The organism is Rhodanobacter spathiphylli B39, from assembly GCF_000264295.1.
GTDB lineage: Bacteria > Pseudomonadota > Gammaproteobacteria > Xanthomonadales > Rhodanobacteraceae > Rhodanobacter > Rhodanobacter spathiphylli.
This window is the reverse complement of sequence record NZ_AJXT01000045.1, coordinates 64,848-91,148: the sequence shown is the minus strand read 5'-3', so window position 1 is coordinate 91,148 and position 26,301 is coordinate 64,848. Positions and strand designations below refer to the sequence as shown.

Sequence of the window (26,301 nt, the reverse complement as noted above, 5' to 3'; positions counted from 1 at the left end):
CTGCGGCGACCAGGCTTTCCACTGATGAAGCAAACCTTCGCATCCCTTCTGCTCGCGCTTGCGATCATCCTGCCCGCTCACGCCCAGTTGCTGACCCCGACTGCGCCGGCCAGCCAGCCGCTGGACCGGATCGTGGCCGTGGTCAACGAAGACGTGATCCTGCAGAGCCAGCTGAACGACGCCGTGCTCTCGGTGCAGCAGCAGTACGCCGGCCATACCGACCAACTGCCGCCGATGAACGTGCTGCAGCAGCAGGTACTGAACCGGCTGGTGCTGATGCGCCTGCAGGTGCAGAAGGCGCAGGACCAGGGCATTCGGGTGTCCGACGCCGACATCGATCAGGCCATCCAGGGTGTGGCGCAGCAGAACAATCTCAGCCCCGACCAGTTGCGTACCGAGGTCGAGCGCAGCGGCAGCAGCTTCGCGGCCTTCCGCGAGCAGATCGGTGACCAGATCACGGTGCAGCGCCTGCACCAGAGCGTGGTGCAGGACTCCGTGTCGGTGACCGACAGCGAGATCGACAACCTGCTCAGCAGCCCGACCTACAAGTCCGGCGAAGTGCACCTGGCGCATATCCAGATCAGCATTCCCGCCGGCGGCGACGCCGCGGCCATCCAGGCCAGCCAGGCCAAGGCCGAGGCGGCAATGGCCGCGATCAAGGGCGGCATGGACTTCAACGCGGCCGCGATCCGCTATTCCGACGCTTCGGATGCGCTGGAAGGTGGTGACCTCGGCTGGCGCCGGCTGGACGAGATTCCGCCCGCGTTCGCCGACACCATCGCCACCATGAAGCCCGGCGACGTCAGCCCCGCCCTGCGCGGTCCGACCGGTTTCCACATCCTCAAGCTGGTCGACCAGCGCGACAGCAGCCGCAAGATGGTCACCGAGCTGCATGCCCGGCAGATCCTGATCCGTCCCAGCGAGCTGGTGACGCCGGAGCAGGCCGAGCAGAAGGCGCGCGACCTGTACCAGCGCATCGTCGACAAGCACGAGGACTTCGCTGCCCTGGCCAAGGAATATTCGAAGGACGACACCTCGGCCAACGTCGGCGGTGACATGGGCTGGTTCCCCAAGGATGCCTGGGGCAAGACCATCGCCAACCAGCTGGACCAGTTGAAGGACAACGAGGTATCCAAGCCGTTCCAGAGCGAAGCCGGCTGGCACATCCTGCAACGCCTCGGCGAGCGCCAGAGCGACCAGACGGTGCAGATCGCCCGCGACCAGGCACGCCAAGCGATCGGCACCCGCAAGTCCGAGCAGGCATACGAAGACTATCTGCGCGACCTGCGTTCCAACGCCTACATCAACGTGCTGGTACCCGAGCTGCGCAGCGCGGACGACCAGTCCGCCAAGTCGCCGTAAGCGCGGTTGGACGCCATGCCGCTGCCCCGGCTCGCGGTCACCGCCGGAGAGCCGGCAGGCATCGGCCCGGAGCTGCTGGTCCGGCTGGCTGGCACGTCCCTGCCGGCCAATCTCGTCGCCATCACCGACCGCAGCCTGCTGCGCCGCGCGTCCTCGCGCTGCGCAGTTCCGGTCACGCTGATCGATGACGACGGTTCGGACATCACCGAACGTCAACCCGGCACGCTGCGCGTGCGGCATGTGCCCCTGGCGGTCGACGAAGCGCCGGGTCGACCCGATCCACGCAATGCCCGCCACGTGCTGGACACGCTGAGCGAAGCAGCGGACGGCTGCATGGCGGGTCGCTACGCCGCAGTCGTCACCGCGCCGCTGCAGAAGGCCTCGATCAACGACGCCGGCATCCGCTTCAGCGGACACACCGAATTCTTCGCCGAACGCGCCCATGCCGAGGTGGTGATGATGCTGGCCAGCCCCGAGCTGAGGGTGGCGCTGGCTACCACCCATCTGCCACTCGCGGCCGTGCCTGCCGCGATCACTTCGGCCACGCTCATGCGCACGCTGCGCATCGTGCACGCGGAATTGCAGACGAAGTTCGGCCTGGCCTCGCCACGCATCGCCGTGCTCGGCATCAACCCGCACGCGGGTGAAGCCGGCCACCTCGGCCACGAGGAAATCGACACGCTGATCCCCGTGATCGAGGCCTTGCGTCGCGAAGGCATGCAGCTGATCGGGCCGCTGCCGGCCGATACCGCGTTCGTGCCGGCGCAACGCAAGAGCTACGATGCGGTGTTGGCGATGTATCACGACCAGGCGCTGCCGGTACTGAAGAGCGAAGCCTTCGACCGTACCGTCAACCTTACCCTCGGCCTGCCGTTCATCCGCACCTCGGTCGACCACGGCACCGCGCTGGATCTGGCTGGCACTGGCCGCGGCGATCCTTCCAGCCTGATCGCCGCGGCGAAGATGGCGATGGACCTGGTGGCACGCGGCGCCGCTCGCTCCTCCGCTTCCCCGCGGGGCGAAGAGCATGCCGAAGGACCGCTTTCCCCGGAAGCATCCGCCTGATGAACGCGCGCCCCAAGAAAAGCTTCGGCCAGCACTTCCTGCATGACGGCCGCTACATCGATCGCATCGTCAGCGCGATCAGGCCGCGCGCCGAGGACTTCGTGGTCGAGATCGGGCCGGGCGAGGGAGCGCTGACCCTGCCGCTGCTGGCCGCGGCCCGCAGGCTCACCGCGATCGAACTGGACACCGACCTGATCCCCGGCCTGCAGGCGCGCGCGGCCAGCGCGGGCGAACTGCACATCGTCCATGCCGACGTGCTCAAGGTGGACTTCACCGCGATGGCGCACAGCCACGGCGTCTCCCGTCTGCGCATCGCGGGCAACCTGCCCTACTACATCTCCAGCCCGATCCTGTTCCACTGCGTCGAACATGCCGCCGCCATCCAGGACATGCACTTCATGCTGCAGAAGGAAGTGGTCGACCGCATGGCGGCCGAGCCCGGCAGCAAGACGTATGGACGGCTGTCGGTGATGCTGCAGCTGGCTTGCCGGGTGGAACCGCTGTTCGAGGTTCCGCCGGAAGCGTTCCGCCCGCCGCCGAAGGTGGACTCGGCTGTGGTACGCCTGCTGCCGCTGGCTCCGGAAGAACTGCACGATGCGCGACCCGAACACGTCTACAGCGTGGTCAAGGCGGCGTTCGGACAGCGCCGCAAGACCCTGTCCAATGCCCTGGCGCAACTGCTCGATGCCGACGCGATCCGCCGCGCCGACGTCGATCCGCGCGCCCGCGCCGAGACACTGGCGCCGGCGGATTTCGTGCGCCTGGCCAAGGTCTACGGCGATCGCTGATCGACGCACCCGCGGCAACGCCACCCAATCACGGCGGCAGGCCGTACAATCGCGACATGACTGAAAAACCTTCCTACACGATCGACGTGCAGGTCCAGACACGCTTTGTTCCGGACCAGTCCAAGCCGGGTGACAATCGCTACGTTTTTGCCTACACCATCACCCTGCGCAATGCCGGAGCGATGCCGGCACGCCTGCTCGCCCGACGCTGGATGATCACCGACGCCAACGGCAAGGTCGAGGAAGTCAGCGGCGAAGGAGTGGTCGGCGAACAGCCGTGGATGCGCCCGGGCGACGATTTCGAATACACCTCCGGCGCGGTGCTGGAAACGCCGGTGGGCACCATGGGCGGCAGCTACCAGATGCTCGCCGACGACGGCACGGAATTCGAGGCGCCGATCCCGACTTTCACCCTGTCCATTCCGCGTACGCTGCATTGATGGTCAGGGACTGACATGGCGACGTACGCAATCGGCGACGTGCAGGGCTGCTATCCCGAATTGCAACGCCTGCTGGAAAAGCTGCGCTTCGATCCGGCGCAGGACCAGCTGTGGTTCTGCGGCGACCTGGTCAACCGCGGCGGGCAGTCGCTGGACACGCTGCGGCTGATTCACGGCCTGCGCGAGTCCAGCATCATCACCCTGGGCAACCACGACCTCAGCCTGCTGGCGATCTCGCAGCGCCGCCCGGACGCGCAGGCGCGGGTCAATCCCGAGTTGCGCGAAGTGCTGTTCGCCGACGATGCGCCGGTGCTGTTCGAATGGCTGCGCTCGCAGAAGCTGGTGCACCACGACGAACGGCTCAACTGGACCATGGTGCACGCCGGGCTGGCCCCGATGTGGACCTTGCGCCAGGCATTGCGGGCCGCGCAGGACGTGGAGCGTGAACTGTCCAGTCCGCGCCACCCGCGTCTGCTGCGCAACCTGTTCGGCAATCGGCCGGCCGTCTGGTCGGCACGCCTGCAGGGGCTGGACCGCCAGCGTGCCACCATCAACACCACCACCCGGATGCGCTACTGCGACGTCAACGGCCGCATCGACTTCGATGCCAAGGGCGTTCCCGGCACGCAGAAGCCGGGGCTGTATCCGTGGTTCTCGGTGCCCGGCATGCGCAAGCGTGATACCCGCATCGTCTGCGGCCACTGGTCGGCACTGGGTCGCTTCGCCGGACTGGGCGTGCACGCGATCGACACCGGCTGCGTCTGGGGCGGACAACTCACCGCGCTGCAGCTGGACGGCGACGAACCGCGCTACGTCACGGTCGACGCGGAACCCCACCGGAAACGCCCACCCGGCGGCGAAGACTGATTCGCGAGCGCCTCCAGCCATGAAAAACCCCGCCGCGGCGGGGTTTTTCATGGGGACTGTCGCGGCAGCTCAGGCGAGCTGGCCGTGGCAGTGCTTGTACTTCTTGCCCGAGCCGCAGGGGCAGGGTTCGTTGCGGCCGACCTTGGGGCCTTCGGCCTGCGGCGCCATGCGGATACCGGCACCGACGGCGGATTCGTCGGCAGAGTCGCCGCCGAATGCACCGGCCGGCGGCGCACCGCCGCCCGTGGCCAGCATCTGCTGCTGCAGGCGGTCGGCCAGACGCTGCTGCTCGGCCTCCATCGCCGCCACTTCCTCCTCGCTGCGGATGCGGATGCGCGCCAGCATCTGGATCACTTCGCCCTTGATCCGTTCGAGCATGCCGGAGAACAGCTTGAACGACTCGCGCTTGAACGCCTGCTTCGGGTCCTGCTGCGCGTAGCCCACCAGGTAGATGCCCTGGCGCAGGTAATCCATGCTGGCCAGGTGATCCTTCCAGGCGTTGTCCACCACGGTCAGCATGATGTGCTTCTCGAGCTGGCGCATGGTTTCGGCACCGATCTGCGCTTCCTTGGCCTGGAACAGCTCGTTCACCGCGCCACGGACGTGCTCGAGGATCATCTTCGCGTCGACCTCGTGCTGCTGCTCGATCCACGACTTCAGGTCGAGCGACAGGCCCAGCTCGCTTTCCAGCTCGCGATCCAGCCCGGCCAGGTCCCACTGGTCGTCGATGCTCTCGTCCGGCACGTAGGCACGCACCATCGACTGCACCACGTCCTCGCGGATGTCCGCAACAGTCGCCTGCACTTCCTCGCCGTCCAGCAATTCGTCGCGCTGGCGGTAGATCACCTTGCGCTGGTCGTTGGCGACGTCGTCGAATTCCAGCAGGTGCTTGCGGATGTCGAAGTTGTGCTGCTCGACCTTGCGCTGCGCCTTCTCGATCTGCCGGCTGATCATGCGATCTTCCAGCGCGTCGTCGTCCTTCATGCCGAAGCGCTTCATCCAGCGCACCAGCCCTTCGCCACCGAAGATGCGCAGCAGGTTGTCTTCCAGCGACAGGTAGAAACGCGAGGAGCCCGGATCGCCCTGGCGACCGGAACGGCCGCGCAGCTGGTTGTCGATGCGCCGGGATTCGTGCCGCTCGGTGCCGATGATGTGCAAACCGCCAGCGGCGAGCACCTGTTCGTGCAGCTTCTTCCACTCGGCCTTGACGCGGGCGCGATCGACCTCGCTGGCGCCTTCCGGCAAGGCCGCCAGCGCAGCCTCGAGGCTGCCGCCGAGCACGATGTCGGTACCGCGACCGGCCATGTTGGTGGCGATGGTCACCTGCCCCGGCGCACCGGCCTGGGCCACGATGTGCGCTTCGCGCTCATGCTGCTTCGCGTTCAGCACTTCGTGCCTCACCCCGGCCTTGTTCAACAGCCCGGACAGCAGTTCGGACACCTCGATCGAGGTGGTGCCGACCAGCACCGGCTGGCCGCGCCTGTGGCAATCCTTGATGTCCTCGATCACCGAGTTGTACTTCGGCGTCTGCGACAGGAAGATCATGTCCGGGTTGTCCTTGCGGATCATCGGCTTGTGGGTGGGGATCACCACCACCTCCAGGCCGTAGATGCTCTGGAACTCGAACGCCTCGGTATCGGCCGTGCCGGTCATGCCGGCCAGCTTCTTGTACATGCGGAACAGGTTCTGGAACGTCACCGTGGCCAGCGTCTGGTTCTCGCGCTGGATCGGCACGCCTTCCTTCGCCTCGACCGCCTGATGCAGGCCGTCGGACCAGCGCCGGCCGGCCAGGGTACGGCCGGTGAACTCGTCGACGATGATCACCTCGCCGTCGCGCACGATGTAGTCCACGTCGCGCTGGTAGATGCCGTTGGCTCTCAGCGCCGCGTTGAGGTGGTGCACCACCGCCAGGTTCTTGGAGTCGTACAGGCCACTGTCCTGGTCGATCACGCCGGCCTCGCGCAGCAGCTCGTCGGCGTGCTGCATGCCGGCCTCGGACAGATGCACCTGCTTCTGCTTCTCGTCGACCCAGTAGTCGCCCTCGCCGTTTTCCTCGGCCTGGCGGATCATCCGCGGCACGATCTTGTTGACCGCGAGATACAACTGCGGGGAATCCTCCGCGGGCCCGGAAATGATCAGCGGCGTGCGCGCCTCGTCGATCAGGATCGAGTCGACTTCGTCGACGATGGCGTAGTGCAGGCCGCGCTGGTAGCGCTGCTCCTTGCTGAGCGCCATGTTGTCGCGCAGGTAGTCGAAACCGAATTCGTTGTTGGTGCCGTAGGTGATGTCGGCGCGGTAGGCGGCGTACTTGTCGGCGTGGTCCATGCCCGGATACACGACGTCCACCGTCAGCCCGAGGAAGTTGTACAGCTTGCCCATCTGGGCCGAGTCGCGCCGCGCCAGGTAGTCGTTGACGGTGACCACGTGCACGCCCTTGCCGGCCAGCGCATTGAGGTACACCGGCAGCGTGCCGACGAGGGTCTTGCCTTCGCCGGTGCGCATCTCGGCGATCTTGCCCTGGTGCAACACCATGCCGCCGATCATCTGCACGTCGTAATGGCGCATGCCCAGCGTGCGCCTGGCTGCCTCACGCACCACGGCGAACGCTTCCGGCAGCAGCTTGTCCAGCGATTCACCGGCGGCGACGCGCTGCTTGAACTCGTCGGTCTTGCCGCGCAGCTCGTCGTCGCTCAGCTTCTCGAATTCCGGCTCCAGCGCATTGATGCGGTTGACGCTCTTGGACATCTGGCGCAGCACGCGTTCGTTGCGGCTACCAAACAGGCTCGTCAGGGCACGATTGAACATCGATTTTCCGGGTTGGAGAGTTGAAACGCCCGCCACGGGCGCGGGCCAATCGGGCATGTTACTACATGCCCGCTCGGCACTGCCCGTCAGGCCGGACTGGAGGGGATGCGTGCAGTCGCAGATGCCGCACCCGCCATCCTGAATGGCGCCGGCGGGCGCCCGATTCAAGTGGCGGCAACCGCCGGAAAAGGCTCAGCGGTGATTGCGCACGAAGGCCAGCGGGTTGACCACGCGGCCGTCGTACCAGACTTCGAAATGCACGTGGGAACCGGTGGAGCGACCGGTCGAGCCGGCCCTGGCGACCACGTCGCCGACCTGCACGTGCTGGCCCGGACGCACTTCCAGCGCGCTGTTGTGGGCGTAGCGGGTCATGTAGCCGTTGCCGTGGTCGATCTCGATCACCTTGCCGTAGCCGCTGCGCACGCCGGCAAACGTCACCATGCCCTCGGCCACGGTGTGCACGGCGGTACCCAGGGGCGTCGATATGTCGATGCCGGTGTGCCTCGCCGAATGGCCGTCGAACGGGTCGGCGCGCACGCCGAAGTACGAGGAGATGTAACCCGGCACCGGCATGCCGGTGGGCTTCAGATTCGATTCGATCTTGGCGTCGAGCAGCAGGCTCTGCAACGCCGACAACTGGGCCTGCTGGCGGTCGAACTGGCTGGCGAGCTGGTTGATGCCGCTGTCCAGCGAGGGCGGCAGCGCATAGGCCGTGCCGCTGGCGTCCTCGACACCGCCCACGGCGGGTTGCTGGTCGAAGTTGAACTCGCCGCTGTCCAGCTTGCCGACCTCGGCCAGGCGTTCGCCCAACGCGTTCAGGCGGGTCGACTGGGCCTGCAGCTGACCCAGCTTCACGGCCAGCGCGTCCAGCCCGCGCCGGGCATCCTCGCGCACGGTGCCCAACTGGGCTTTCTGCTGACCGATCTCCTGCTGCAAGGCATGGATCTCGGCCAGCGAGCGATCTCTCGGGCTGGCCACCAGCAGCGCCAGCGCCACGCCGGCGCTCATGCAGGCCAGCACCGCCACCGATGCCAGGGCGAACAGCTTCCAGCGCAGGCGTCGGTTCGCCAGATCAAGGGTTTGCGGCAATTTCCGGGCACGTGATACGAGTATGATTTGCATGTCTTTCCAAGATCGATTTCCGGCACCATGCAACGCGTTACCCCGGCCACTTCCCGCCGCCGCGACAACGGACCGAAGTCACTTGTCGATTGCGGCTCCTTCGCGACCCTGGCCCAGAAGGCCGAGTCGCTGGAAGCGCTGGATCGCGCATTGCGCCAGACGTTGCCATCGCCGTTGCGCGAGCAGGTGAGATTCGCCAACCTGCGCCACGACCGCCTCGTCTTCCTGGCGTCTTCACCGGGCTGGGCATCGCGTCTGCGCTTGATGCAGACACAGATCCTTGCCGCCGCACATGCCATCGGCACGCGCGCCAGTTCAGTCACCGTGAAAGTGGTCCCCCAACCACCGGCCGCAACACCACCGGATCGGTCAAAACCGCTTTCGCCTGCCGCCGCCGCCCACCTCGTGGCGGCCGCCGCGTCATTCACAGACCCCGAATTGCGGGCACTGTTCCTTGAGCTGGCGTCCTTCGCCGAAACCGCTGATTCCCCTGCTGCCGACGCGGGCTGAAGTCGCCGCCCGTCAATTCGGTGTGAGGTTTATAGCATGCACTTTGTTAAGGAATAAGCCGGGATGTCGCGCGGGCGTGAAACATGACGCGGGCAAAATGTGACGCCCGTCACGAAAACGGCCGTGTCGCGAGACACGGCCGTTCGTTTTGACAGGAGCGCCGCTGCCGCGGCGTCGGCTCAGATCGCCTGGGCGGGATGGGCGTAGGAGATCGGCGAGGTGGCCGGATCGTCCTGGTAGCTGACCTCTTCCCACGCCGAGGCGTCGGCCATCAGCGTGCGCAGCAGCTTGTTGTTCAGTTCATGACCCGACTTGTGCGCGTGATACGCGCCGATCAGGCTGTGGCCGAGCAGGTACAGGTCGCCGATCGCATCGAGGATCTTGTGCTTGACGAACTCGTCCTCGTAACGCAGGCCGTCCTCATTGAGCACGCGGTAGTCGTCCAGCACCACGGCATTGTCCATCGAACCGCCCAGCGCCAGGTTGTGTTCGCGCAGCATCTCGATGTCACGCATGAAGCCGAACGTGCGGGCGCGGCTCACTTCCTTGACGAAGGAGGTGGTGGAGAAGTCGATCTCGGCACGCGAGGTGCGCTGGCTGATGATCGGATGGTTGAAGTCGATCGAGAAGCCCACCTTGAAGCCTTCGAACGGCTCGAAGCTGGCCCACTTGTCGCCTTCCTGCACCTTCACCGGCTTCTTGATGCGGATGAAGCGCTTGGCCACGGCCTGCTCTTCGATGCCGGCGGACTGCAGCAGGAACACGAAGGGACCGGCGCTGCCGTCCATGATCGGCACTTCCGGCGCGGAAAGGTCGACATAGGCATTGTCGATGCCCAGTCCGGCCATCGCCGAGAGCAGATGCTCGACCGTGGAGACGCGCACGTCGCCATTGACCAGGGTGGTCGACAGGCGGGTATCGCCGACATGATCCTCACGCGCGCGGATATCGACCGGCGGATCGAGATCCGTTCGTCGAAACACGATGCCGGTATTGGGCGCCGCGGGACGCAAGGTCATGTAGACCTTGTCGCCGGTATGCAGGCCGACACCGGTCGCCCGGATGATGTTCTTGAGGGTACGCTGCTTGATCATTTTTGTTGGTACCTGTGTAGGCAGCAGCCAATCAGGGGCGGATGCTAACACAGTTTTAACCTGTGGTAAAAGCAAACCGTACCGTACAGTCTGATTATGCCTTCATGGTTCCTTCATCCCTGAAGCGACGGGTATCCATCTGATTTCCCGGGGAGAACGGCGACCGACACGACGTCCCGTGCCGGGGACGGGAATCCGGCACGGGACATCGGATCTGCCGTCACGGCAAAGCCGTGGCGACAGGCCATGCATCGTCCTGATGCACAGTCTTGTTGCGGTATCACGGGGCACTACCGGCAGCGTGCCTGGACCTGCGTGTACCGGCCAGGACACCCGAATCCGCCACGCTGCCATCGGCAGGCGGCGAGCCCGGTGAGTCCTGCAGTGACCGGCCCAACGCGGATTTGTTCAATACTTTCGCATCTCCCCCAACAGTTTGAACCTGTCGGAAGTCAGCCTGCCGGAAGTCACCTCTTCAGTCGGCCTGGCGGCGCAGGAACGCCGGAATGTCCAGGTAGTCGAAGCCGGGCTCGGCGTGCTTCGCCGGCGCCGCGGGTTCGGTCCTGCCCTGGTTCGAATGCACCACGTCAGGCTGGGCATAGTCGACCACCTCGTTGCCGGTGCCGGTGCGCAGCACCACCGGGCGCGGACGCATCTGCACCTGCTGGCTCGTTTCCACCATGCGGATCGGCGGCTGCTGGCGCGAGGCCATCGCCCGGTTGAGGCCGGTGGCGACCACCGTTACACGCACGTCGTCCTTCATCTCCGGGTCGAGCGAGGTGCCCATCACCACGGTGGCGTCTTCGCTGGCGAAGTCGTGGATGATGCGGCCGATCTCGTCGAACTCGCGCATGGTGAGGTTCGGACCGGCGGTGACGTTGACCAGGATGCCGCAGGCGCCATTCAAGTTGACGTCTTCCAGCAGCGGGTTCTTGATCGCCGCCTCGGCCGCGGCCTGGGCACGATCGTCGCCGCGCGCGGTGCCCGAGCCCATCATCGCCAGGCCCATCTCCGACATCACGGTGCGCACGTCGGCAAAGTCGACGTTGATCAGGCCCGGGGCCGTGATCAGGTCGGCAATGCCCTGCACGGCGCCCTGCAGCACGTCGTTGGCCGCCTTGAACGCGTTGAGCAGGGTCACTTCGCGGCCGAGCACGCTGAGCAGCTTCTCGTTCGGCACGGTGATCAGCGAGTCGACGTGCTGCGACAGGTCCTCGATGCCCTTCAGGGCGACCTGCATGCGCCGACGGCCTTCGAACGGGAACGGTTTGGTCACCACGGCCACGGTCAGGATGCCCTTCTCCTTGGCCAGCTGCGCCACCACCGGCGCGGCGCCGGTACCGGTGCCGCCGCCCATGCCGGCGGTGATGAACACCATGTCGGCGCCTTCCAGCATCGCCTCGATCCGTTCGCGATCCTCCAGCGCAGCCTGCCGGCCGACTTCGGGGTTCGCGCCGGCGCCGAGACCCTTGGTCACGTTGCCACCGAGCTGCAGGTGGGTACGCGAGCCGCAGCTGGTCATCGCCTGGGCGTCGGTGTTGGCGACGACGAAGTCGACGCCTTCGATGTTGGCGTTGAGCATGTGCGCCACGGCATTGCCACCGCCGCCGCCCACGCCGATCACCTTGATGACTGCATTGGGTGCGAGTTTATCGATCAGTTCAAACATTTCCCGTCCTCCGTAGAGTTGTTGTCGTTTTAACCATGGATGACGACTCCTGTCGGTCCATGGTGATGGGTGGATGTCCCTCCACCCTGGATGACGCGTCCTGCGTCATCCGCAACCGTGTTTCAGAAATTCCGCGTCAGCCAGCCACGCACTTTCCCGACCAGGCCACCGACGCTGCCGCCGACCGGCCCGCCCACACGCATGCCGCCCGCCCGCGCGCCGTGCAGCAGCAGGCCCACGCCGGTGGCGTGCAGCGGACTGGAGACCACTTCGCCGAGGCCGTCGATCTGCTGCGGCACGCCGATGCGCACCATCTTGTGGAAGATCTCCTCGGCCAGCTCCAGCGCGCCTTCCATCTTCGAGGCGCCGCCGGTCAGCACCACGCCGGCCGCGACCAGGCTTTCGTAGCCGGAGCGGCGCAGCTGGTCCTGCACCATCTCGAAGATTTCCTCGTAGCGGGCCTGCACGCTCTGCGCCAGCGACTGCCGCGCGAGCCGGCGCGGCGGGCGGTCGCCCACGCTGGGTACCTGGATGGTTTCCTCGGCGTGCGCCAGCCCGGTCTGGGCGCAGGCGTACTTGATCTTGATCTCCTCCGCGTGGGCGGTCGGCGTGTGCACGCCGTAGGCGATGTCGCTGGTGACCTGGTCGCCGCCGACCGGCAGCGAGGCGGTGTAGCGGATCGAGCCCTGGGTGTAGATCGCGATGTCGGTGGTGCCGGCGCCGATGTCGACCAGGCACACGCCCAGCTCGCGCTCGTCGTCGGTGAGCACCGCCTTGGCGCTGGCAAGCGCCGACGGCACCAGTTCATCCACGGTGAGGCCGCAGCGCTGGATGCACTTGGAGATGTTCTGAACCGCCGCGGCCGCGCCGGTGACCAGGTGCACGTTGGCCTCCAGCCGCACGCCGCTCATGCCGACCGGGGCGCGGATGCCGTCCTGGCCGTCGATGCGGTATTCCTGCGACTCCTTGTAGAGCACCTTGCGGTCGGCCGGGATCGCCACCGCGCTGGCCGCCTCCAGCACCTGCTCCAGGTCCGCCGCGGTGACCTCGCGGTCGCGGATCGCCGCGTTGCCGTGCGAGTTGCGGGTTTCCAGGTGGCTGCCGGAGATCGATGCGTAGACCGAACGGATGTCGCAGCCGGCCATCAGCTCGGCTTCCTCCACCGCTCGCTGGATCGAGTGCACGGTCGATTCGATGTCGACCACCGAGCCGCGCTTCATGCCGCGCGAGACGTGGGTGCCGATGCCGATCACGGTGATCGGCTCGCCCGGCTCGTACTCGCCCACGATCGCCACCACTTTCGAGGTGCCGATGTCGAGCCCCACCACCAGTTGCTTGTCGTTGCGCGGCTTCATAGAAAAATGCTCATGTGCGAGGCGAACCCCCAGCGTTGGCGGCGGCCGCATCGGGCCAGCGCACGGCGAATCCGTTGGTGTAGCGAAGGTCGGCGTAGGCAAAACCCTCGGTGTGTCCGGCGATCAGTTGTGGATAGACCTCGAGGAAGCGGCGCAGGCGACGACCCGCCTGCTCGCGGTCGCCGATCACGATCTGCGCACCGCCCGCGGTGCCGATGCTCCAGCTGCCGCGCTCGGTCAGCGCCACGCCGGTGATGCGCAGGTGCGTGCCGGCGAAGGCCTTCTGTGTCTGGGCGTAGAAGCTCACCACCTCGGCCAGCCTGGCATCCGGGCCATGCAGTTCCGGCAGGTCGCCGAGGTCATTCATGCCGGGCGCATCGAACACCAGGCCCTGGCGGCTGATCAGCTGTCTGTCGTTCCAGCGCGCGAACGGCTGGCGTTCGTAGATGCGCAACTGCAGCGTGTCGGGCCAGCGCTTGCGCGCCTCGACCGATTCCACCCACGGCAGCGCGGCCACGGCTTTCTGCACCGCATCCAGATCCAGCGCGAAGAAGCCCTTGCCCAACCGCGGCCGCACCGCGGCGCGCAGGTCGCTTTCGCTGACGTGCTTGAACTCGGCCTGCACCGTCAACCGGGTCACCGGCCAGCGCCCGGCCGCAAACCAGCCGCGCAGCACGCCGACGATCGGCAGCGCGACCAGGGCGATGGCCAGGCACCAGGCGACGAGGCGGACGACTCCCTTCACAGGCCCTCCCGGAAACTGGTTTCCAGCACGCGCCAGCACAGCTCCTGGTAGTCGATGCCGTCCACCGCGGCGGCCTTCGGCACCAGCGAATGCGAGGTCATGCCCGGCGCGGTGTTCACTTCCAGCAGCCAGTTGCGACCGGCGCGATCGCGCATCACGTCGACCCGACCCCAGCCGGCGCAGCCCAGCGCGTCGAACGCCTGCAGCGCCAGCGCGCGCAGTTCCGCCTCGGCCTCGCCTTCCTGGCCGGGGCACAGGTACAGGGTGTCCTCGGCGATGTACTTCGCGTTGTAGTCGTAGAACGCGCCCTTCGGCACGATGTGGATCGACGGCAGCACCTGGCGCCCGAGGATCGCGACGGTCAGTTCGTCACCCTCGATCAGGGTTTCCATCAGCAGGTCGCCGGGATACTTCGCGGCCAGCTCCACCGCCTGGTCCAGTTGCGATTCGTCGAACACGCGGGTGACGCCAACGCTGGAACCTTCGCAGGCCGGCTTCACGATCAGCGGAAAGCCGACCTGCTTCGCCGCCGCGTGCACGTCGGCGCCACGCGGCAGCTCCACGAACTTCGGGGTCGGCAGGCCCAGCGATTGCCACACGCGCTTGGAGCGGGTCTTGTCCATCGACAGCGCCGAACCCAGCACGCCGGAGCCCGTGTACGGCACGTTGAGCGATTCCAGCGCGCCCTGCAGCACGCCATCCTCGCCGCCGCCATGCTGGCCGTGCAGGATGTTGAAGACCCGGGCGAAGTGGCCGGCACGCAGCGCGTCGAGCAGGGCCGGGATGCCGTCGATGGCATGGGCGTCGATGCCGCGCGCGCGCAGTGCAGCGAGCACGTTGCGGCCGGAATCCAGCGACACCTCGCGCTCGGCCGAGCTGCCGCCCATCACCACGGCGACGCGTCCGAACTGGGCAGGGTCCTTGATCATCGTGCTCACTTGCTTGTCCTCAGGTTGCCCGTTTGCGCCAGCTCCACCGCCGCCGCGCCGATGTCGCCCGCGCCGAGCAGCAGCAGCAGGTCGCCATCGCGCAGCAGCGCCGGCAGGCTCTCTTTCAGATCACGCGGATGCTCGACCAGCACCGGATCGACCTTGCCGCGCGCACGCACGGCGCGCGCCAGGGCGCGACCGTCGGCGCCGGCGATCGGCGCCTCGCCAGCAGGGTAGACATCGGTCAGCACCAGCACGTCGGCCTCGGCCAGCACGTTGGCGAAGTCGTCCAGCAGGTCGCGCGTGCGGCTGTAGCGGTGCGGCTGGAAACCGACCACCAGGCGCCGGTCGGGCCAGCCGCCGCGGGCGGCGGCGAACACCGCGGCCAGTTCGCGGGGGTGGTGGCCGTAGTCGTCGACCAGCAGCACGCTGCCGTGGTCCAGCGCAAGCTCCCCGCGCCGGTGGAAACGCCGGCCGACGCCCTGGAAATTCTCCAGCGCACGGGCCAGCGCATCGGCCTCGACGCCGAGCTGCCAGCCGATCGCCGCGGCGGCCAGCGCATTGAGCACGTTGTGGCGACCGGGCAGGTTGAGCTTCACCGGCAGCACCTCGTCGCGCCCCGGCAGTTGCAGGTCGAAGTGCATCTCGAAGCCGTGCTGGCTCACCTTCAGCGCGCGCACGTCGGCGTCCGCGCTGTCGATGCCGTAGGTCATCACCCGCCGCGTGGTGGACTTGGCCAGCACCGCCACTTCCGGGTCGTCCACGCACAGCACGGCCAGGCCGTAGAACGGCAGCCGGTGCAGGAAGTCGTCGAACGCCTGCTTCACCTCGGCGAAATCGCCGTGGTAATTCTCCAGGTGGTCGGCGTCGATGTTGGTCACCGCCGCGATCACCGGCGACAGCATCAGGAACGAGCCGTCCGATTCGTCCGCTTCCGCCACCAGGTACTGGCCGGTGCCCAGCCGGGCATTGGCGCCGGCCGCGTTGAGCTGGCCACCGATCACGAAGGTCGGGTCGTAACCGGCCTCGGCCAGCACGCTGGCGGTGAGGCTGGTGGTGGTGGTCTTGCCGTGGGTGCCGGCGATCGCCACGCCGCGGCGAAAACGCATCAGTTCGCCCAGCATCTCCGCGCGGGGGATCACCGGAATGCGGCCGGCGCGGGCGGCGACCAGCTCGGGGTTGTCCTGCCTGATCGCGCTGGATGTCACCACCACGTCGGCGTCGCCGATGTTTTCCACCGCATGGCCCACGTGCACCACGATGCCCAGTTGCTGCAGCCGTTGTGCCGTCGGCGAGTTCGCCCGATCGGAGCCGGAGACCGCGTAGCCCAGGTTGTGCAGCACTTCGGCGATGCCGCTCATGCCGACGCCGCCGATGCCGATGAAGTGCACCCGGCGGAACGTGCTCATCGGATCTTCGTGCGCATGCAGGCGACGCGGCGTCATGCGGCCACCTCCAGGCATGCGCGGGCGATGACCTGCGCCGCGTCGGGTTTCGCCAGCGTGCGCGCGGCCTCGGCCATCGCCAGCAGGCGCTTGCGGTCACCCAGCAGCGACTCCAGTCGCTGCGCCAGAATCTGTACGTCCAGCTCGTTCTCCTGCATCAGTTCGGCGGCTCCGGCCGCCACCAGCACTTCACCATTGCGCGTCTGGTGGTCGTCCACCGCGTGCGGGAACGGCACCAGCACCGCACCCAGTCCGGCCGCAGCCAGCTCGGCCAGGGTCAGCGCGCCGGCGCGGCAGACGGCCAGGTCGGCGCGGCCGTAGGTAGCCGCCATGTCATCGATGAACGGCACCACCTGCGCCTCGACGCCGGCCTTCGCATACGCGGCGCGCGCCTCGTCCAGACCGCGGTTGCCGCACTGGTGCAGCACCTCGGGCCGTTGTTCCGCCGTCAACAGGGCCAGTGCCTGCGGCAGCGCGAGATTCAGTGCGCGCGCGCCCAGGCTGCCGCCGAGCACCAGCAGGCGTGGCCTGCCCTCCCGCCCCGCCATGCGCTGCGCCGGCGGCGGCAGGGCGGCGATCGCGTCGCGTACCGGATTGCCGACCCATTCGGCCTGCGGCAAGGCATCGGCGAAACCGGCCAGCACGCGCTTCGCCAGCGCGGCCAGCTTGCGATTGGTGAAGCCGGCCACCCGATTCTGTTCGTGCACCAGCAACGGTCGGCGCAACAGCCAGGCAGCCACGCCACCGGGGCCGGCGACATAACCACCCATCGACAGCACGCTGCGCGGATTCACCCGGCGCAGTACGGCCAGCGAGGCCAGCAGCGAACGCAACAGCATCAGCGGCGCCAGCAACCGGGTCTTCCAACCCTTGCCGCGCAGACCGCCGACGGCCACCGTGTGCAGCTCGATCCGCTGGGACGGCACCACGTTCGTTTCCATCCCGCCGACCGCACCCAGCCACACCACCGGCACGCCCTGCGCCCGAAGGCATTCGGCCACGGCCAGTCCGGGGAAGATATGGCCACCGGTGCCGCCGGCCATGATCAGCACGGGACGCTGCGCGGTCATGCAGCCACCGCCTCGCGCGGCGTTGCCGCGGCGCTCGCGTCGACAGCAGCGACAGCTGCCGGCATCCGGGTGGCCATCTGCCGCGCGTCCAGCGCACGGTTGATCTCGTAGGTGGCGCGCAGCAGCACGCCGGCCATGGCACAGGTCAGCGCCATCGACGAACCACCGTAGCTGATCAGCGGCAGCGTCAGCCCCTTGGTCGGCAGCGCGCCGAGATTCACGCCCACCGACACGAAGGCCTGCATCGCCAGCATCAGCGAGATGCCGAACGCCACGTAGCCGGCGAAACGCTGGCCCACCTCGACGCCCTTCAGGCCGATGTACAGGCCGCGGCCCACCGCCAGTCCGAACAGGCTGATCACCAGGATCACGCCAGCCAGGCCCAGCTCCTCGCCGATCACCGCGAAGATGAAATCGGTATGCGCCTCAGGCAGGTAGGACAGCTTCAACACGCTCGAACCGAGGCCCACGCCGGTCCACTCGCCGCGGCCGATCGCCATCAGCGACTGGGTCAGCTGGAAGCCGTCGTTGAACGGGTCCTTCCACGGGTCCATGAACGAGGTCAGTCGCTTCATGCGGTAGCTCTCGCCGGTCGCCGCGACATACAGCAGCGGCATCAGCGGCAGGCCCATCAGGAACAGGAAGATCGGCCGCGCGCCGCCCAGCCAGACCATCGCGATGGTCACCGCGATCACCAGCGTGGCCGAGCCGAAGTCCGGCTGCGCCAGCAGCAGCAGCACGATCAGGCCGGCCACCAGCAACGGCTTGAACAGGCCGAGGAATTTCGTCTCCACGCTGTCGCGATGGCGCACCAGGTAGCTGGCCACGTAGATCACCAGAATGAGCTTTACCGCCTCGACCGGCTGGAACGTGGTCACCAGCAGGTTCAACCAGCGCCGCGCGCCGTTGATGCGCATGCCGAAGTGCGGCACGAACACCGCCAGCAGCATCAGGAAGGCCAGCGCCAGCAGCGGGAACGCGTACTTCTCCAGCAGCTTCAGCTCGGTGCGCATGGCCAGGGCAGCGGCGAGCAGGCCAAGGCTGAGGAACAGCAGGTGCTTCTTCAGGAAGTAGAACGCGCCGATGTGCTGGCTGTCCGCCACCGCGATCGAGCTGGACGTCACCATCACCACGCCCACGCTGGCCAGACCGATCAGCGCGACCAGCAGCCACAAGTCGAAGCTGCCGCGCGGCCCGGTCCGGCGTCTGGCTTGCGAGGCGTCAAACATGGGTGCCTCCCTTGGAGGCACGGGAATGGGGAATGGGGAATGGGGAATGGGCAAAAGCGCACAGGCGCACGCCCTTCCGCTTCCCGATTCCCGATGCCCGATTCCCGGCCTTGATCATCACCGCACCTTCAACGTGGCGAGGCCGATCAGCACCAGCACGACGCTGATGATCCAGAAGCGCACGATCACACGCGGCTCGGGCCAGCCCTTCAACTCGAAGTGGTGGTGGATCGGCGCCATCCGGAACACGCGCTTGCCGGTGAGCTTGAAGCTGGCGACCTGGATCATCACCGAGGCGGTTTCCATCACGAACACGCCGCCCATCACCAGCAGCACCACTTCCTGGCGCACGATCACCGCAACGCAACCCAGCGCCGCGCCCATCGCCAGCGCGCCCACGTCGCCCATGAACACCTGGGCCGGATAGGTGTTGAACCACAGGAAGCCCAGCCCCGCACCGGCCAGCGCGCCGGTGAAGATCGCCAGCTCGCCCGCACCGGGAATCGAGGGGATGCCCAGGTATTCGGAGAACACCTTGTTGCCGGCCAGATAGGCGAACACGCCCAGCGCGCCGGAGACCAGCACGGTCGGCATGATCGCCAGGCCATCCAGGCCGTCGGTGAGGTTCACCGCGTTGGAGAAGCCCACGATCATGAAGTAGGTGATGGCGATGAAGAACAGGCCCAGCGGCAACACCACGTGCTTGAACAGCGGCAGATACAGCGCCGTTTCCGCCACCGGCCCGGCGGCCGCGGCATGCGGTGCGGTGTAGTAGAGGAACAGCGCCGCACCGAGCCCGAACACCGACTGCCAGAAATACTTCCAGCGGCTGGCCAGGCCGCGGCTGTCCTTCAGCACCAGCTTGCGGTAGTCGTCGTAGAAACCGATCGCGCCGAAGCTCAGCAGTACCGCCAGCACCACCCACACATAGCGGTTGTGCAGGTCGGCCCACAGCAGGGTGGCCACGGTGACCGACAGCAGGATCATCACGCCACCCATGGTCGGCGTGCCGGCCTTGACCAGGTGCGTCTGCGGACCGTCGCTGCGCACCACCTGGCCCGCCTTCAGCGCAGCCAGCCGATTGATCAGCCACGGCCCGCACAGCAGCGACATCGCCAGCGCGGTGAGCGCGGCCATGATCGTGCGGAAGGTGATGTACTGGAACAGGTGCAGCGCGGTGAAGTGCCGTGCCATCCAGTCGGCCAGCTCAAGCAGCATGGGATGCCTCCCCCTTCTTCTCTGCGCCACCGTCGATGGCGGCCACGACCTGCTCCATGCCGGCCGAACGCGAACCCTTGACCAGGCAGGTGACGCCCGGATGCAGTTGCGCCTGCAGCGTGACAATCAGCGCCGGCTTGTCGTCGAAGTGCGTGGCGCCGGCGCCGAAGGCCTCGACCGTCGCCGCACCGAACGGGCCCACCGCCAACAGGCGCTCGATGCCGCGCTCGCGCGCCATCGCGCCGATGCCTGCATGCAGTGCCCGCGCATCGGCACCCAGCTCGGCCATGTCGCCCAGCACCAGCCAGCGCTCGCCACCGGCCAGCAGCAGCGTGTCGATCGCCGCCGCCATCGAACCGGGGTTCGCGTTGTAGCTGTCGTCGATCACGGTCCAGCCACCGGCAGCCACCACGCGGCGCAGCCGGCCGGCCACGCCGGAGGACTGCTCGAGCCCGGCGACAATGGTGTCCAGCGGCACATCGAGCGCCAGCGCCACCGCGGCCGCGGCCAATGCGTTGGCGATGTTGTGGCGACCGGGCAGCGGCAGCGCCACCTCGGCGTCGCCCCGGGGCGTGCTCAGCACGAAACGCGAACCGTCCACGCGTTGCTCGATGATGTCGGCGCCCACGTCGGCCCGGTGCTCCAGGCCGAACCGCAGCACCTGGCGCGAACCGGCCAGGCCGCCGAAGAAACTGGCGAACGCATCGTCGGCGTTGATGATCGCGGTGCCGTCGACCGGCAGTGCCTGATACAGCGCCCCCTTGGTTTCGGCCACGCCCTCGATGCTGCCCATGCGCTCAAGATGCGCCGGCGCGATGAGCGTGACGAGGCCGATATCGGGCCGCGCGATGGCAGCCAGGTACGCGATGTCACCGGGTTTGCCCGCGCCCATCTCGAACACCGCGTATTCGGTGTCGGCCGGCATCGCCAGCAGGCTCAGCGGCAGGCCCAGTTCGTTGTTGTAGTTGCCGCCGCTGACATGGGTGCGACCGTGCCGCGACAGGATCGAGGCGACCAGGGTCTTCACCGTGGTCTTGCCGTTGGAGCCGGTGATGCCGACCACGCGCACGTCGCGCTGGGCGCGCACCGCACTGGCCAGGTCGCCCAGCGCCAATCCGGCGTCGTCGACCAGCACCTGCGGCAAGTCGCTGTCGACCTTGCGCGTGACCATCGCGGCCACCGCGCCCCTCGCGGCAGCCTCGGCCAGGTAGTCATGGCCGTCGGCGCGCTCGCCCTTGATCGCGACGAACAGGTCGCCGGGCTTGAGCTTGCGCGTATCGATGGCCACGCCGGTGATCTCGGCATCGCCCGCAAGCAGGCGGCCGCCGGTCCACACGGCGATGGTGGCGAGCGCCATCATGCGCGCTGCTCCCGCTGCCATTGCTCCAGCGCAGCACGAGCCACCAGCAGGTCGTCGAACGGATGCTTGCCGGTCGCGCCGTCCTGATAGGTCTCGTGGCCCTTGCCGGCGATCAGCACCGCATCGCCCGGCCTGGCCAGCGCCAGCGCGTCGGCGATCGCCACCGCGCGATCGCGCTCGACCGCCATCGCCGGCGCGGCAGTCATGCCGGCCACGATCTGCGCCACGATCGCGTCGCCGTCCTCACCCCGCGGGTTGTCGTCGGTGACGATCGCCACGTCGGCCAGCCTGGCGGCGATCTCGCCCATCAACGGGCGCTTGCCGGCGTCACGCTCGCCGCCGCAACCGAACACGCAGATCAGCTTGCCGGCGCAGTGGGCGCGCACGGCATTCAGTGCCTGCTCCAGCGCATCCGGGGTATGCGCGTAGTCGACCACCACCAGCGGCTGGCCGTGCACGCCGCCGATCCGGTTCATCCGGCCATTCACCGGCTGCAGCCGGGCGACCACTTCGACGATGCGCGCGAACGGTTCGCCCAGCGCGCCGAGGCTGGCCACCACGGCCAACAGGTTGGCCACGTTGAAGCGACCGATCAGCTGGCTGCGGATCGCCTGACTGCCCCACGGGGTGCGCAGATGGAAGGCCAGGCCCTCGGCCGAGGTGACAATGTCGCTGGCGGCAACTTCCGCCTCGTCGTCGCCGGCCGCACTGAAGCGCAGCAACTGCAGATCATCGGACAGCTGACTCGAAAGCTCGCGGCCGAACGCGTCGTCGATGTTGATCACCGCGCTGCGCAGACCCGGCCACGCGAACAGCATGGCCTTGGCGGCGCCGTAGGCTTCCATGCTGCCGTGATAGTCGAGGTGGTCGCGGGTGAGGTTGGTGAATGCGGCCACTTCGAAGTCGACCGCAGCCACGCGCCCCTGCACCAGCGCGTGCGAGGAAACTTCCATCGCCACGTGGCTGACCCGGTCGTCGCGGAACGCCGCCAGCTGCGCCTGCACGCTGATCGCGTCGGGGGTGGTGCGTTCGCCCTCATGCAGCTGGCCGTGCACGCCTGCGCCGAGCGTGCCGATCGAGGCGGCGCGATGGCCCAGCAGGGTCAGCGCCTGGGCCAGCAGCTGCACGCAGGAGGTCTTGCCGTTGGTACCGGTCACGCCGATCAGGCGCAGCGATTCGCTGGGTCGCTGATGGAAGCGCGCGGCGATCTCGCCGACCTGCGCGTGCAGGTCGTCGATCCACAGCACCGGCACCTCGCCGACTGCCTGCGGCAGTGCATCCCTTCCGCCCTCGTCAATTTCCCCTGCCAGCGAGGGAAGCGACTCGCCAGCCGCCGGCGCCTCGGCCAGCACGATGCGCGCGCCGCGCTGCACGGCGGCAGGCGCAAAGCTGATGCCATGGGCGCGGGTGCCATGCAGCGCGAAGAACGCGTCACCGCGCTGCACGCTGCGCGAATCCAGGCTCAGGCCGGAGACCGTCATGCGCGCGGCTTCCGGCATCGCTGCCAGTTGCGCGTCTGCGATGCCCAGCAGTAATTGATCGAGGTGGCCGGTGTTCATGGCGTGTCCTCGTCCACGGGCGCGTCGTCGATCGGCGCATCCACCGGCGGCTTGCTGCCGACCAGCCCGTCCGGGCTCTGCAGCGGACCGCCGACATACCAGCGACCGATATTGTCGGGCGGCACGTCGAGCAGGCGCAGCGCGCCCTCCATCACCTTGGAGAAGACCGGACCGGACACGGTGCCGCCGTAATAGCTGCCCTTCTGCGGGTTGTCGATCACCACCACCGCCGCCAGGCGCGGGCTGGAGGCCGGCACGATGCCGGCAAACGCCGAGGTGTAGTTGCTCTTGGCATAGCTGCCGCCGGCGGCCTTGTGCGCGGTGCCGGTCTTGCCGGCCACGCTGTAGTTGGCGATGCGCGCCATCGTGCCGGTACTGCCCGGCCCGGTCACCGTCTCCATCATCTGCAGCAGTTCGTGCGCCACCTCGGGCGAGATGATCTGCTTCGCGGTGCTGTCGTTGTCCTTGATGAAGGTGGGGCTGTGCATCACGCCACCATCGGCGATGGTGGCGTAGGCATTGGCCAGCTGCAGCACGGTGACGTTGAGTCCGTAGCCGTAGCCGAGAATGGCCTTTTCCAGCGGGCGCCAGTCGCGGCCGATGCGCAGGTAGCCGGACGCTTCGCCGGGGAAGCCGCTCTCGGTGCTGTTGCCGAAGCCGAACGCGCGATAGGTGTCGTACATCAGCGAGGTGTCCAGCTGCATCGCGATGTGCGCCGCGCCCACGTTGCTCGACTTGGTGATCACCCCGGTCGGGGTCAGCACGCCGTAGTTGTGCGTGTCGTGGATGTCGTGGCCCTGGAAGTACCAGTGCCCGCCGGTGGTGTCGATGAGCGGGCTGGTCGGCGTGTACTTGCCGCTGGACAGCGCCGCCGCCATCAGGATCGGCTTGATCGTCGAGCCGGGTTCGAGCACGTCGGTCATCGCCCGGTTGCGGCGCTGGCCCGGCTTGCTGCCGCCCAGCGCATTCGGGTTGTAGGTCGGCAGGTTGACCATGGCCAATACTTCGCCGGTGCGCACGTCGAGCACCACCATCGAGCCGGAGTCGGCCTGCGATTTCTCCAGCGTGTTCTTCAGCTCGTTGTAGGCCAGGAACTGGATGCGCCGGTCGATGCTCAGCGTGAGGTTCTGGCCGGGCTTGGGCGCGCGCACCTGCTCCAGATCCTCGACCACGTGACCCATGCGGTCGCGAATGACGCGCTTGGCGCCCGGCTTGCCGGCCAGCCATTCGTCGTACGCCAGCTCCAGGCCTTCCTGGCCGCGGTCGTCGATGTTGGTGAAACCGAGCACGTGGGCGGTGACTTCGCCGGACGGGTAGTAGCGCTTGAATTCACGCTGGCCGTTGATCCCCGGAATGCCCAGGTCCAGCACCGCCTGTGCCGCGGCCGGCGACATCTGCCGGCGCAGGTAGACGAACTCGCGATCCGAACGCTGCGCCAGCTGCGCCTTCAGGCCGTCCGCTTCCACGCCAAGCGCCTGGGCCAGCGCGGGAATGCGCTCGTCGTTGTCCAGCACCTCGGACGGATTGGCCCAGATCGACATCATCGGCGTCGACACCGCCAGCGGCTCGCCGTTGCGGTCGAAGATGGTGCCGCGCGACACCGGGATCGGCACTTCGCGCAGGAAGCGCGCGTCGCCCTGGCGCTGGTAGAACTCCTTGCGCACCACCTGCAGGTCGAACGCGCGCGCGACCAGCGCTGCGGAAACCAGCCCCAGCAGGCCGACCACCACGATCATGCGGCGCCGCGCACTGGGACCTGCGACGCGGCGGCGACCGGGCGGGGATGGCTTGACGTGCTTGCGCCAGCTCATCGCAGCAACCGGATGTCTTGCGGGCGCGGATCGACCATGCCCAGCTTCTGCCGGGCCTCGTCGTCGATGCGCCGGGGTTCGGCATAGGTGGCCTGCTCCAGTTCGAGCTTGCCGTATTCGATGTTCAACTCGTCGCGCTGGTTCTGCAGCGCGGTCAGGTTGACGAACAGCACGCGGCTCTCGTGGCGCGTCCACACCACGCCGAGCGCGCTGGCCAGCACGGCCACCAGCAACACCAGCAGGCAGAGGGCGCCGATGGCCTTCATGCGAGTTTCTCCGCCACGCGCAGGACAGCCGAGCGCGAGCGCGGGTTCGCCGCCAGCTCGGCATCGCCCGGGAATTGCGCCTTGCCGACCGCAGCCAGTTGCGCCGGCGCGCCCTGCACCGGCGGTCCGCGACGGCTGTTCTGCACGCGGCCGGAGTGGTCGCGGATGAACAGCTTCACCGCGCGGTCTTCCAGCGAGTGGAAGCTGATCACCGACAGGCGACCGCCCGGCTTCAGCCGTTCCAGCGCGGCATTCAGGCCCTGCTGCAAGGCATCCAGCTCGCCGTTCACGCGAATGCGCAGCGCCTGGAAGCTCCGCGTGGCCGGATGCTTGCCCGGCTCGCGCCGGCCCGCCACGCGCTCGATCAGCGCGGCCAGCTGGCCGGTGCGGGTGAACGGGGTCGCCTCGCGATCGGCCACGATGGCGCGGGCGATGCGCCGGCTGTGGCGTTCCTCGCCGTAGTTCCACAGCACGTCGGCGATCTCGCGCTCGCTGGCCTGGGCCAGGAAATCGGCCGCGCTCTCGCCCTGGCTGGTGTCCATGCGCATGTCCAGCGGCGCATCGGCCATGAAGCTGAAACCGCGCGCGGCCTCGTCCAGTTGCGGCGACGACACGCCCAGGTCGAGCAGAACGCCATCGAGGCCGGCAGCGGTTTCGTCCCACTCGGCCAGGCTGGAGAAATTCGCATGGCGGATCGATACCCGCGGATCGGCGGCGAACTCGGCACGGGCCGTGGCGATGGCGGCGGGGTCGCGATCCATCAGCAGCAGGCGACCGTCGGCGCCCAGGCGCGACAGGACCTCGCGGGCGTGTCCGCCGCGACCGAAGGTTCCATCGAGATAACGCCCGCCCGCATGCACGGCGAGACCCTCCACTGCTTCACCCAGCATCACCGGGATGTGCCGCAAAACTTGCTCGGCCATGCCGCACTCCCGCTCCCGTCCCACGTGTGTCGCCGCGCCGTTTACAGGCGCAGTTCGGCCATTTCGCTTGTGATGTCGTCTTCGCCGATGCTCTGGCGGATCTTGGCCAGGTGAGCCTGTTCGCTCCACAGCTCGAACTTGTTGCCCATGCCCAGCAGCACCGCCTTTTTCTCGATGCCGGTGGTGGCACGCTGGCTGGCCGGCAGCAGGACGCGCGCCGCACCATCGGGCTCGACCACGGCGGCGGCGCCGACCAGCTTCATCTGCATGTCGCGGTGAGCCGCCTTGACCTTGGACAGGGCGTTCACCTGATCGCGCACCTTTTCCCACTCCGCATGCGGAAACAGCCACAGGCTGCCCGCCTCGAACGGGTTGTAGGTGATCACCAGACGATTGGCGCACTCGCCCGCCACCTGCTCCCGATACGCTGTCGGGATGGTCAGGCGACCCTTGTCGTCGATGGTGATGGCGGTTTCGCCCTGGAACACGATCAGCAGACTCCACGAAAACCCACAATTTCACACTGGAGCCCACGATAATCTCGCCCCCTGAGACTGTCAAGGCAATTTCGCTTGTGAATCAATGAGTAAAGGCAAAATCCTGACCGTACATGCAGCATATTCTCAGGAACACCAGCAAGGTGTTTGAAAGCAGGGAATTTTTTGCAAT

Annotated in this window: 23 protein-coding genes; 6 read left to right on the top strand and 17 right to left on the bottom strand. The window is 67.5% G+C overall.

What is annotated here, in order from left to right; translation table 11 throughout:
• Positions 1 to 24 precede the first annotated feature (24 nt).
• The 5 genes from UU7_RS14215 to UU7_RS14195 are packed head-to-tail and all read left to right on the top strand — an operon-like array spanning position 25 to position 4,522.
• Positions 25 to 1,362, top strand: coding sequence for a peptidylprolyl isomerase (locus tag UU7_RS14215; RefSeq protein ID WP_007809423.1), 1,338 nt, complete (start codon positions 25 to 27; stop codon positions 1,360 to 1,362).
• A 15-nt stretch (positions 1,363 to 1,377) separates the two neighbouring features.
• Positions 1,378 to 2,427, top strand: coding sequence for a 4-hydroxythreonine-4-phosphate dehydrogenase PdxA (gene pdxA, locus UU7_RS14210; RefSeq protein WP_007809421.1), 1,050 nt, complete (start codon positions 1,378 to 1,380; stop codon positions 2,425 to 2,427).
• The gene (rsmA, locus tag UU7_RS14205) at positions 2,427 to 3,215 is read left to right on the top strand and encodes a 16S rRNA (adenine(1518)-N(6)/adenine(1519)-N(6))-dimethyltransferase RsmA (RefSeq protein ID WP_007809419.1); all 789 of its coding nucleotides are present in this window, start codon (positions 2,427 to 2,429) and stop codon (positions 3,213 to 3,215) included. The genes pdxA and rsmA overlap by 1 nt, the downstream gene beginning before the upstream one ends.
• A gap of 56 nt (positions 3,216 to 3,271) precedes the next feature.
• Positions 3,272 to 3,655, top strand: coding sequence for a Co2+/Mg2+ efflux protein ApaG (gene apaG, locus UU7_RS14200; protein ID WP_007809417.1), 384 nt, complete (start codon positions 3,272 to 3,274; stop codon positions 3,653 to 3,655).
• Between the two features lie 15 nt (positions 3,656 to 3,670).
• Positions 3,671 to 4,522, top strand: a complete 852-nt coding sequence (locus tag UU7_RS14195; protein WP_007809415.1) for a symmetrical bis(5'-nucleosyl)-tetraphosphatase — start codon at positions 3,671 to 3,673, stop codon at positions 4,520 to 4,522.
• A gap of 69 nt (positions 4,523 to 4,591) precedes the next feature.
• Here the strand turns inward: UU7_RS14195 and secA are convergent, their stop codons facing one another.
• Together secA and UU7_RS14185 are read right to left on the bottom strand one after the other, a co-directional pair.
• Complete coding sequence (gene secA, locus UU7_RS14190) at positions 4,592 to 7,327, bottom strand: preprotein translocase subunit SecA (RefSeq protein ID WP_007809414.1); 2,736 nt, start codon at positions 7,325 to 7,327, stop codon at positions 4,592 to 4,594.
• Between the two features lie 192 nt (positions 7,328 to 7,519).
• Positions 7,520 to 8,449 carry a M23 family metallopeptidase gene (locus tag UU7_RS14185; RefSeq protein WP_007809412.1) on the bottom strand — a complete coding sequence of 310 codons (930 nt, stop codon included), beginning with the start codon at positions 8,447 to 8,449 and terminating at the stop codon, positions 7,520 to 7,522.
• Between the two features lie 27 nt (positions 8,450 to 8,476).
• Between UU7_RS14185 and UU7_RS14180 the strand changes: the two genes are divergently transcribed.
• On the top strand, positions 8,477 to 8,959 hold the full coding sequence (locus tag UU7_RS14180; protein ID WP_007809410.1) for a DciA family protein: 483 nt from the start codon (positions 8,477 to 8,479) through the stop codon (positions 8,957 to 8,959).
• 179 nt (positions 8,960 to 9,138) lie between these two features.
• Here the strand turns inward: UU7_RS14180 and lpxC are convergent, their stop codons facing one another.
• The 15 genes from lpxC to mraZ all read right to left on the bottom strand — a co-directional run bounded on the left by lpxC (position 9,139) and on the right by mraZ (position 26,120).
• Complete coding sequence (gene lpxC / locus UU7_RS14175; RefSeq protein WP_007809409.1) at positions 9,139 to 10,053, bottom strand: UDP-3-O-acyl-N-acetylglucosamine deacetylase; 915 nt, start codon at positions 10,051 to 10,053, stop codon at positions 9,139 to 9,141.
• Between the two features lie 475 nt (positions 10,054 to 10,528).
• Positions 10,529 to 11,722 (bottom strand): cell division protein FtsZ, encoded by a 1,194-nt coding sequence (gene ftsZ / locus UU7_RS14170; RefSeq protein WP_007809408.1) that lies wholly within the window; start codon positions 11,720 to 11,722, stop codon positions 10,529 to 10,531.
• A gap of 122 nt (positions 11,723 to 11,844) precedes the next feature.
• Entirely contained in the window at positions 11,845 to 13,077 is a 1,233-nt protein-coding gene (gene ftsA / locus UU7_RS14165) for a cell division protein FtsA (protein ID WP_007809407.1), read from the bottom strand.
• 10 nt (positions 13,078 to 13,087) lie between these two features.
• On the bottom strand, positions 13,088 to 13,822 hold the full coding sequence (locus UU7_RS14160; RefSeq protein ID WP_007809406.1) for a cell division protein FtsQ/DivIB: 735 nt from the start codon (positions 13,820 to 13,822) through the stop codon (positions 13,088 to 13,090).
• Complete coding sequence (locus UU7_RS14155; RefSeq protein ID WP_193385087.1) at positions 13,819 to 14,751, bottom strand: D-alanine--D-alanine ligase; 933 nt, start codon at positions 14,749 to 14,751, stop codon at positions 13,819 to 13,821. Before UU7_RS14155 ends, UU7_RS14160 begins: the two co-directional genes overlap by 4 nt.
• A 5-nt stretch (positions 14,752 to 14,756) precedes the next feature.
• On the bottom strand, positions 14,757 to 16,196 hold the full coding sequence (murC, locus tag UU7_RS14150) for a UDP-N-acetylmuramate--L-alanine ligase (protein WP_007809404.1): 1,440 nt from the start codon (positions 16,194 to 16,196) through the stop codon (positions 14,757 to 14,759).
• Complete coding sequence (gene murG, locus UU7_RS14145; protein ID WP_007809403.1) at positions 16,193 to 17,266, bottom strand: undecaprenyldiphospho-muramoylpentapeptide beta-N-acetylglucosaminyltransferase; 1,074 nt, start codon at positions 17,264 to 17,266, stop codon at positions 16,193 to 16,195. The genes murC and murG overlap by 4 nt, the downstream gene beginning before the upstream one ends.
• The gene (gene ftsW / locus UU7_RS14140) at positions 17,263 to 18,495 is read right to left on the bottom strand and encodes a putative lipid II flippase FtsW (protein WP_007809402.1); all 1,233 of its coding nucleotides are present in this window, start codon (positions 18,493 to 18,495) and stop codon (positions 17,263 to 17,265) included. Before ftsW ends, murG begins: the two co-directional genes overlap by 4 nt.
• A gap of 117 nt (positions 18,496 to 18,612) precedes the next feature.
• A complete protein-coding gene (mraY, locus tag UU7_RS14135; protein WP_007809401.1) occupies positions 18,613 to 19,713 on the bottom strand; it encodes a phospho-N-acetylmuramoyl-pentapeptide-transferase in 1,101 nt (366 codons plus the stop codon).
• A complete protein-coding gene (locus UU7_RS14130; protein WP_007809400.1) occupies positions 19,703 to 21,073 on the bottom strand; it encodes a UDP-N-acetylmuramoyl-tripeptide--D-alanyl-D-alanine ligase in 1,371 nt (456 codons plus the stop codon). Before UU7_RS14130 ends, mraY begins: the two co-directional genes overlap by 11 nt.
• Entirely contained in the window at positions 21,070 to 22,632 is a 1,563-nt protein-coding gene (locus UU7_RS14125) for a UDP-N-acetylmuramoyl-L-alanyl-D-glutamate--2,6-diaminopimelate ligase (protein ID WP_007809398.1), read from the bottom strand. Before UU7_RS14125 ends, UU7_RS14130 begins: the two co-directional genes overlap by 4 nt.
• On the bottom strand, positions 22,629 to 24,443 hold the full coding sequence (locus UU7_RS14120) for a peptidoglycan D,D-transpeptidase FtsI family protein (protein ID WP_007809396.1): 1,815 nt from the start codon (positions 24,441 to 24,443) through the stop codon (positions 22,629 to 22,631). Before UU7_RS14120 ends, UU7_RS14125 begins: the two co-directional genes overlap by 4 nt.
• Positions 24,440 to 24,700 carry a cell division protein FtsL gene (gene ftsL, locus UU7_RS14115; protein ID WP_193385086.1) on the bottom strand — a complete coding sequence of 87 codons (261 nt, stop codon included), beginning with the start codon at positions 24,698 to 24,700 and terminating at the stop codon, positions 24,440 to 24,442. Before ftsL ends, UU7_RS14120 begins: the two co-directional genes overlap by 4 nt.
• A 5-nt stretch (positions 24,701 to 24,705) precedes the next feature.
• The gene (rsmH, locus tag UU7_RS14110) at positions 24,706 to 25,632 is read right to left on the bottom strand and encodes a 16S rRNA (cytosine(1402)-N(4))-methyltransferase RsmH (RefSeq protein ID WP_007809393.1); all 927 of its coding nucleotides are present in this window, start codon (positions 25,630 to 25,632) and stop codon (positions 24,706 to 24,708) included.
• Positions 25,633 to 25,673: 41 nt separating this feature from the next.
• On the bottom strand, positions 25,674 to 26,120 hold the full coding sequence (gene mraZ / locus UU7_RS14105) for a division/cell wall cluster transcriptional repressor MraZ (protein WP_007809390.1): 447 nt from the start codon (positions 26,118 to 26,120) through the stop codon (positions 25,674 to 25,676).
• Between the last annotated feature and the right edge of the window lie 181 nt (positions 26,121 to 26,301).

Coding starts and splice junctions, on each gene's coding strand:
- UU7_RS14215 (WP_007809423.1), top strand. CDS start 25: ATGAAGCAAACCTTCGCATCCCTTCTGCTCGCGCTTGCGATCATCCTG.
- pdxA (WP_007809421.1), top strand. CDS start 1,378: ATGCCGCTGCCCCGGCTCGCGGTCACCGCCGGAGAGCCGGCAGGCATC.
- rsmA (WP_007809419.1), top strand. CDS start 2,427: ATGAACGCGCGCCCCAAGAAAAGCTTCGGCCAGCACTTCCTGCATGAC.
- apaG (WP_007809417.1), top strand. CDS start 3,272: ATGACTGAAAAACCTTCCTACACGATCGACGTGCAGGTCCAGACACGC.
- UU7_RS14195 (WP_007809415.1), top strand. CDS start 3,671: ATGGCGACGTACGCAATCGGCGACGTGCAGGGCTGCTATCCCGAATTG.
- secA (WP_007809414.1), bottom strand. CDS start 7,327: ATGTTCAATCGTGCCCTGACGAGCCTGTTTGGTAGCCGCAACGAACGC.
- UU7_RS14185 (WP_007809412.1), bottom strand. CDS start 8,449: ATGCAAATCATACTCGTATCACGTGCCCGGAAATTGCCGCAAACCCTT.
- UU7_RS14180 (WP_007809410.1), top strand. CDS start 8,477: ATGCAACGCGTTACCCCGGCCACTTCCCGCCGCCGCGACAACGGACCG.
- lpxC (WP_007809409.1), bottom strand. CDS start 10,053: ATGATCAAGCAGCGTACCCTCAAGAACATCATCCGGGCGACCGGTGTC.
- ftsZ (WP_007809408.1), bottom strand. CDS start 11,722: ATGTTTGAACTGATCGATAAACTCGCACCCAATGCAGTCATCAAGGTG.
- ftsA (WP_007809407.1), bottom strand. CDS start 13,077: ATGAAGCCGCGCAACGACAAGCAACTGGTGGTGGGGCTCGACATCGGC.
- UU7_RS14155 (WP_193385087.1), bottom strand. CDS start 14,751: ATGATCAAGGACCCTGCCCAGTTCGGACGCGTCGCCGTGGTGATGGGC.
- murC (WP_007809404.1), bottom strand. CDS start 16,196: ATGACGCCGCGTCGCCTGCATGCGCACGAAGATCCGATGAGCACGTTC.
- murG (WP_007809403.1), bottom strand. CDS start 17,266: ATGACCGCGCAGCGTCCCGTGCTGATCATGGCCGGCGGCACCGGTGGC.
- ftsW (WP_007809402.1), bottom strand. CDS start 18,495: ATGTTTGACGCCTCGCAAGCCAGACGCCGGACCGGGCCGCGCGGCAGC.
- mraY (WP_007809401.1), bottom strand. CDS start 19,713: ATGCTGCTTGAGCTGGCCGACTGGATGGCACGGCACTTCACCGCGCTG.
- UU7_RS14130 (WP_007809400.1), bottom strand. CDS start 21,073: ATGATGGCGCTCGCCACCATCGCCGTGTGGACCGGCGGCCGCCTGCTT.
- UU7_RS14125 (WP_007809398.1), bottom strand. CDS start 22,632: ATGAACACCGGCCACCTCGATCAATTACTGCTGGGCATCGCAGACGCG.
- UU7_RS14120 (WP_007809396.1), bottom strand. CDS start 24,443: ATGAGCTGGCGCAAGCACGTCAAGCCATCCCCGCCCGGTCGCCGCCGC.
- rsmH (WP_007809393.1), bottom strand. CDS start 25,632: ATGGCCGAGCAAGTTTTGCGGCACATCCCGGTGATGCTGGGTGAAGCA.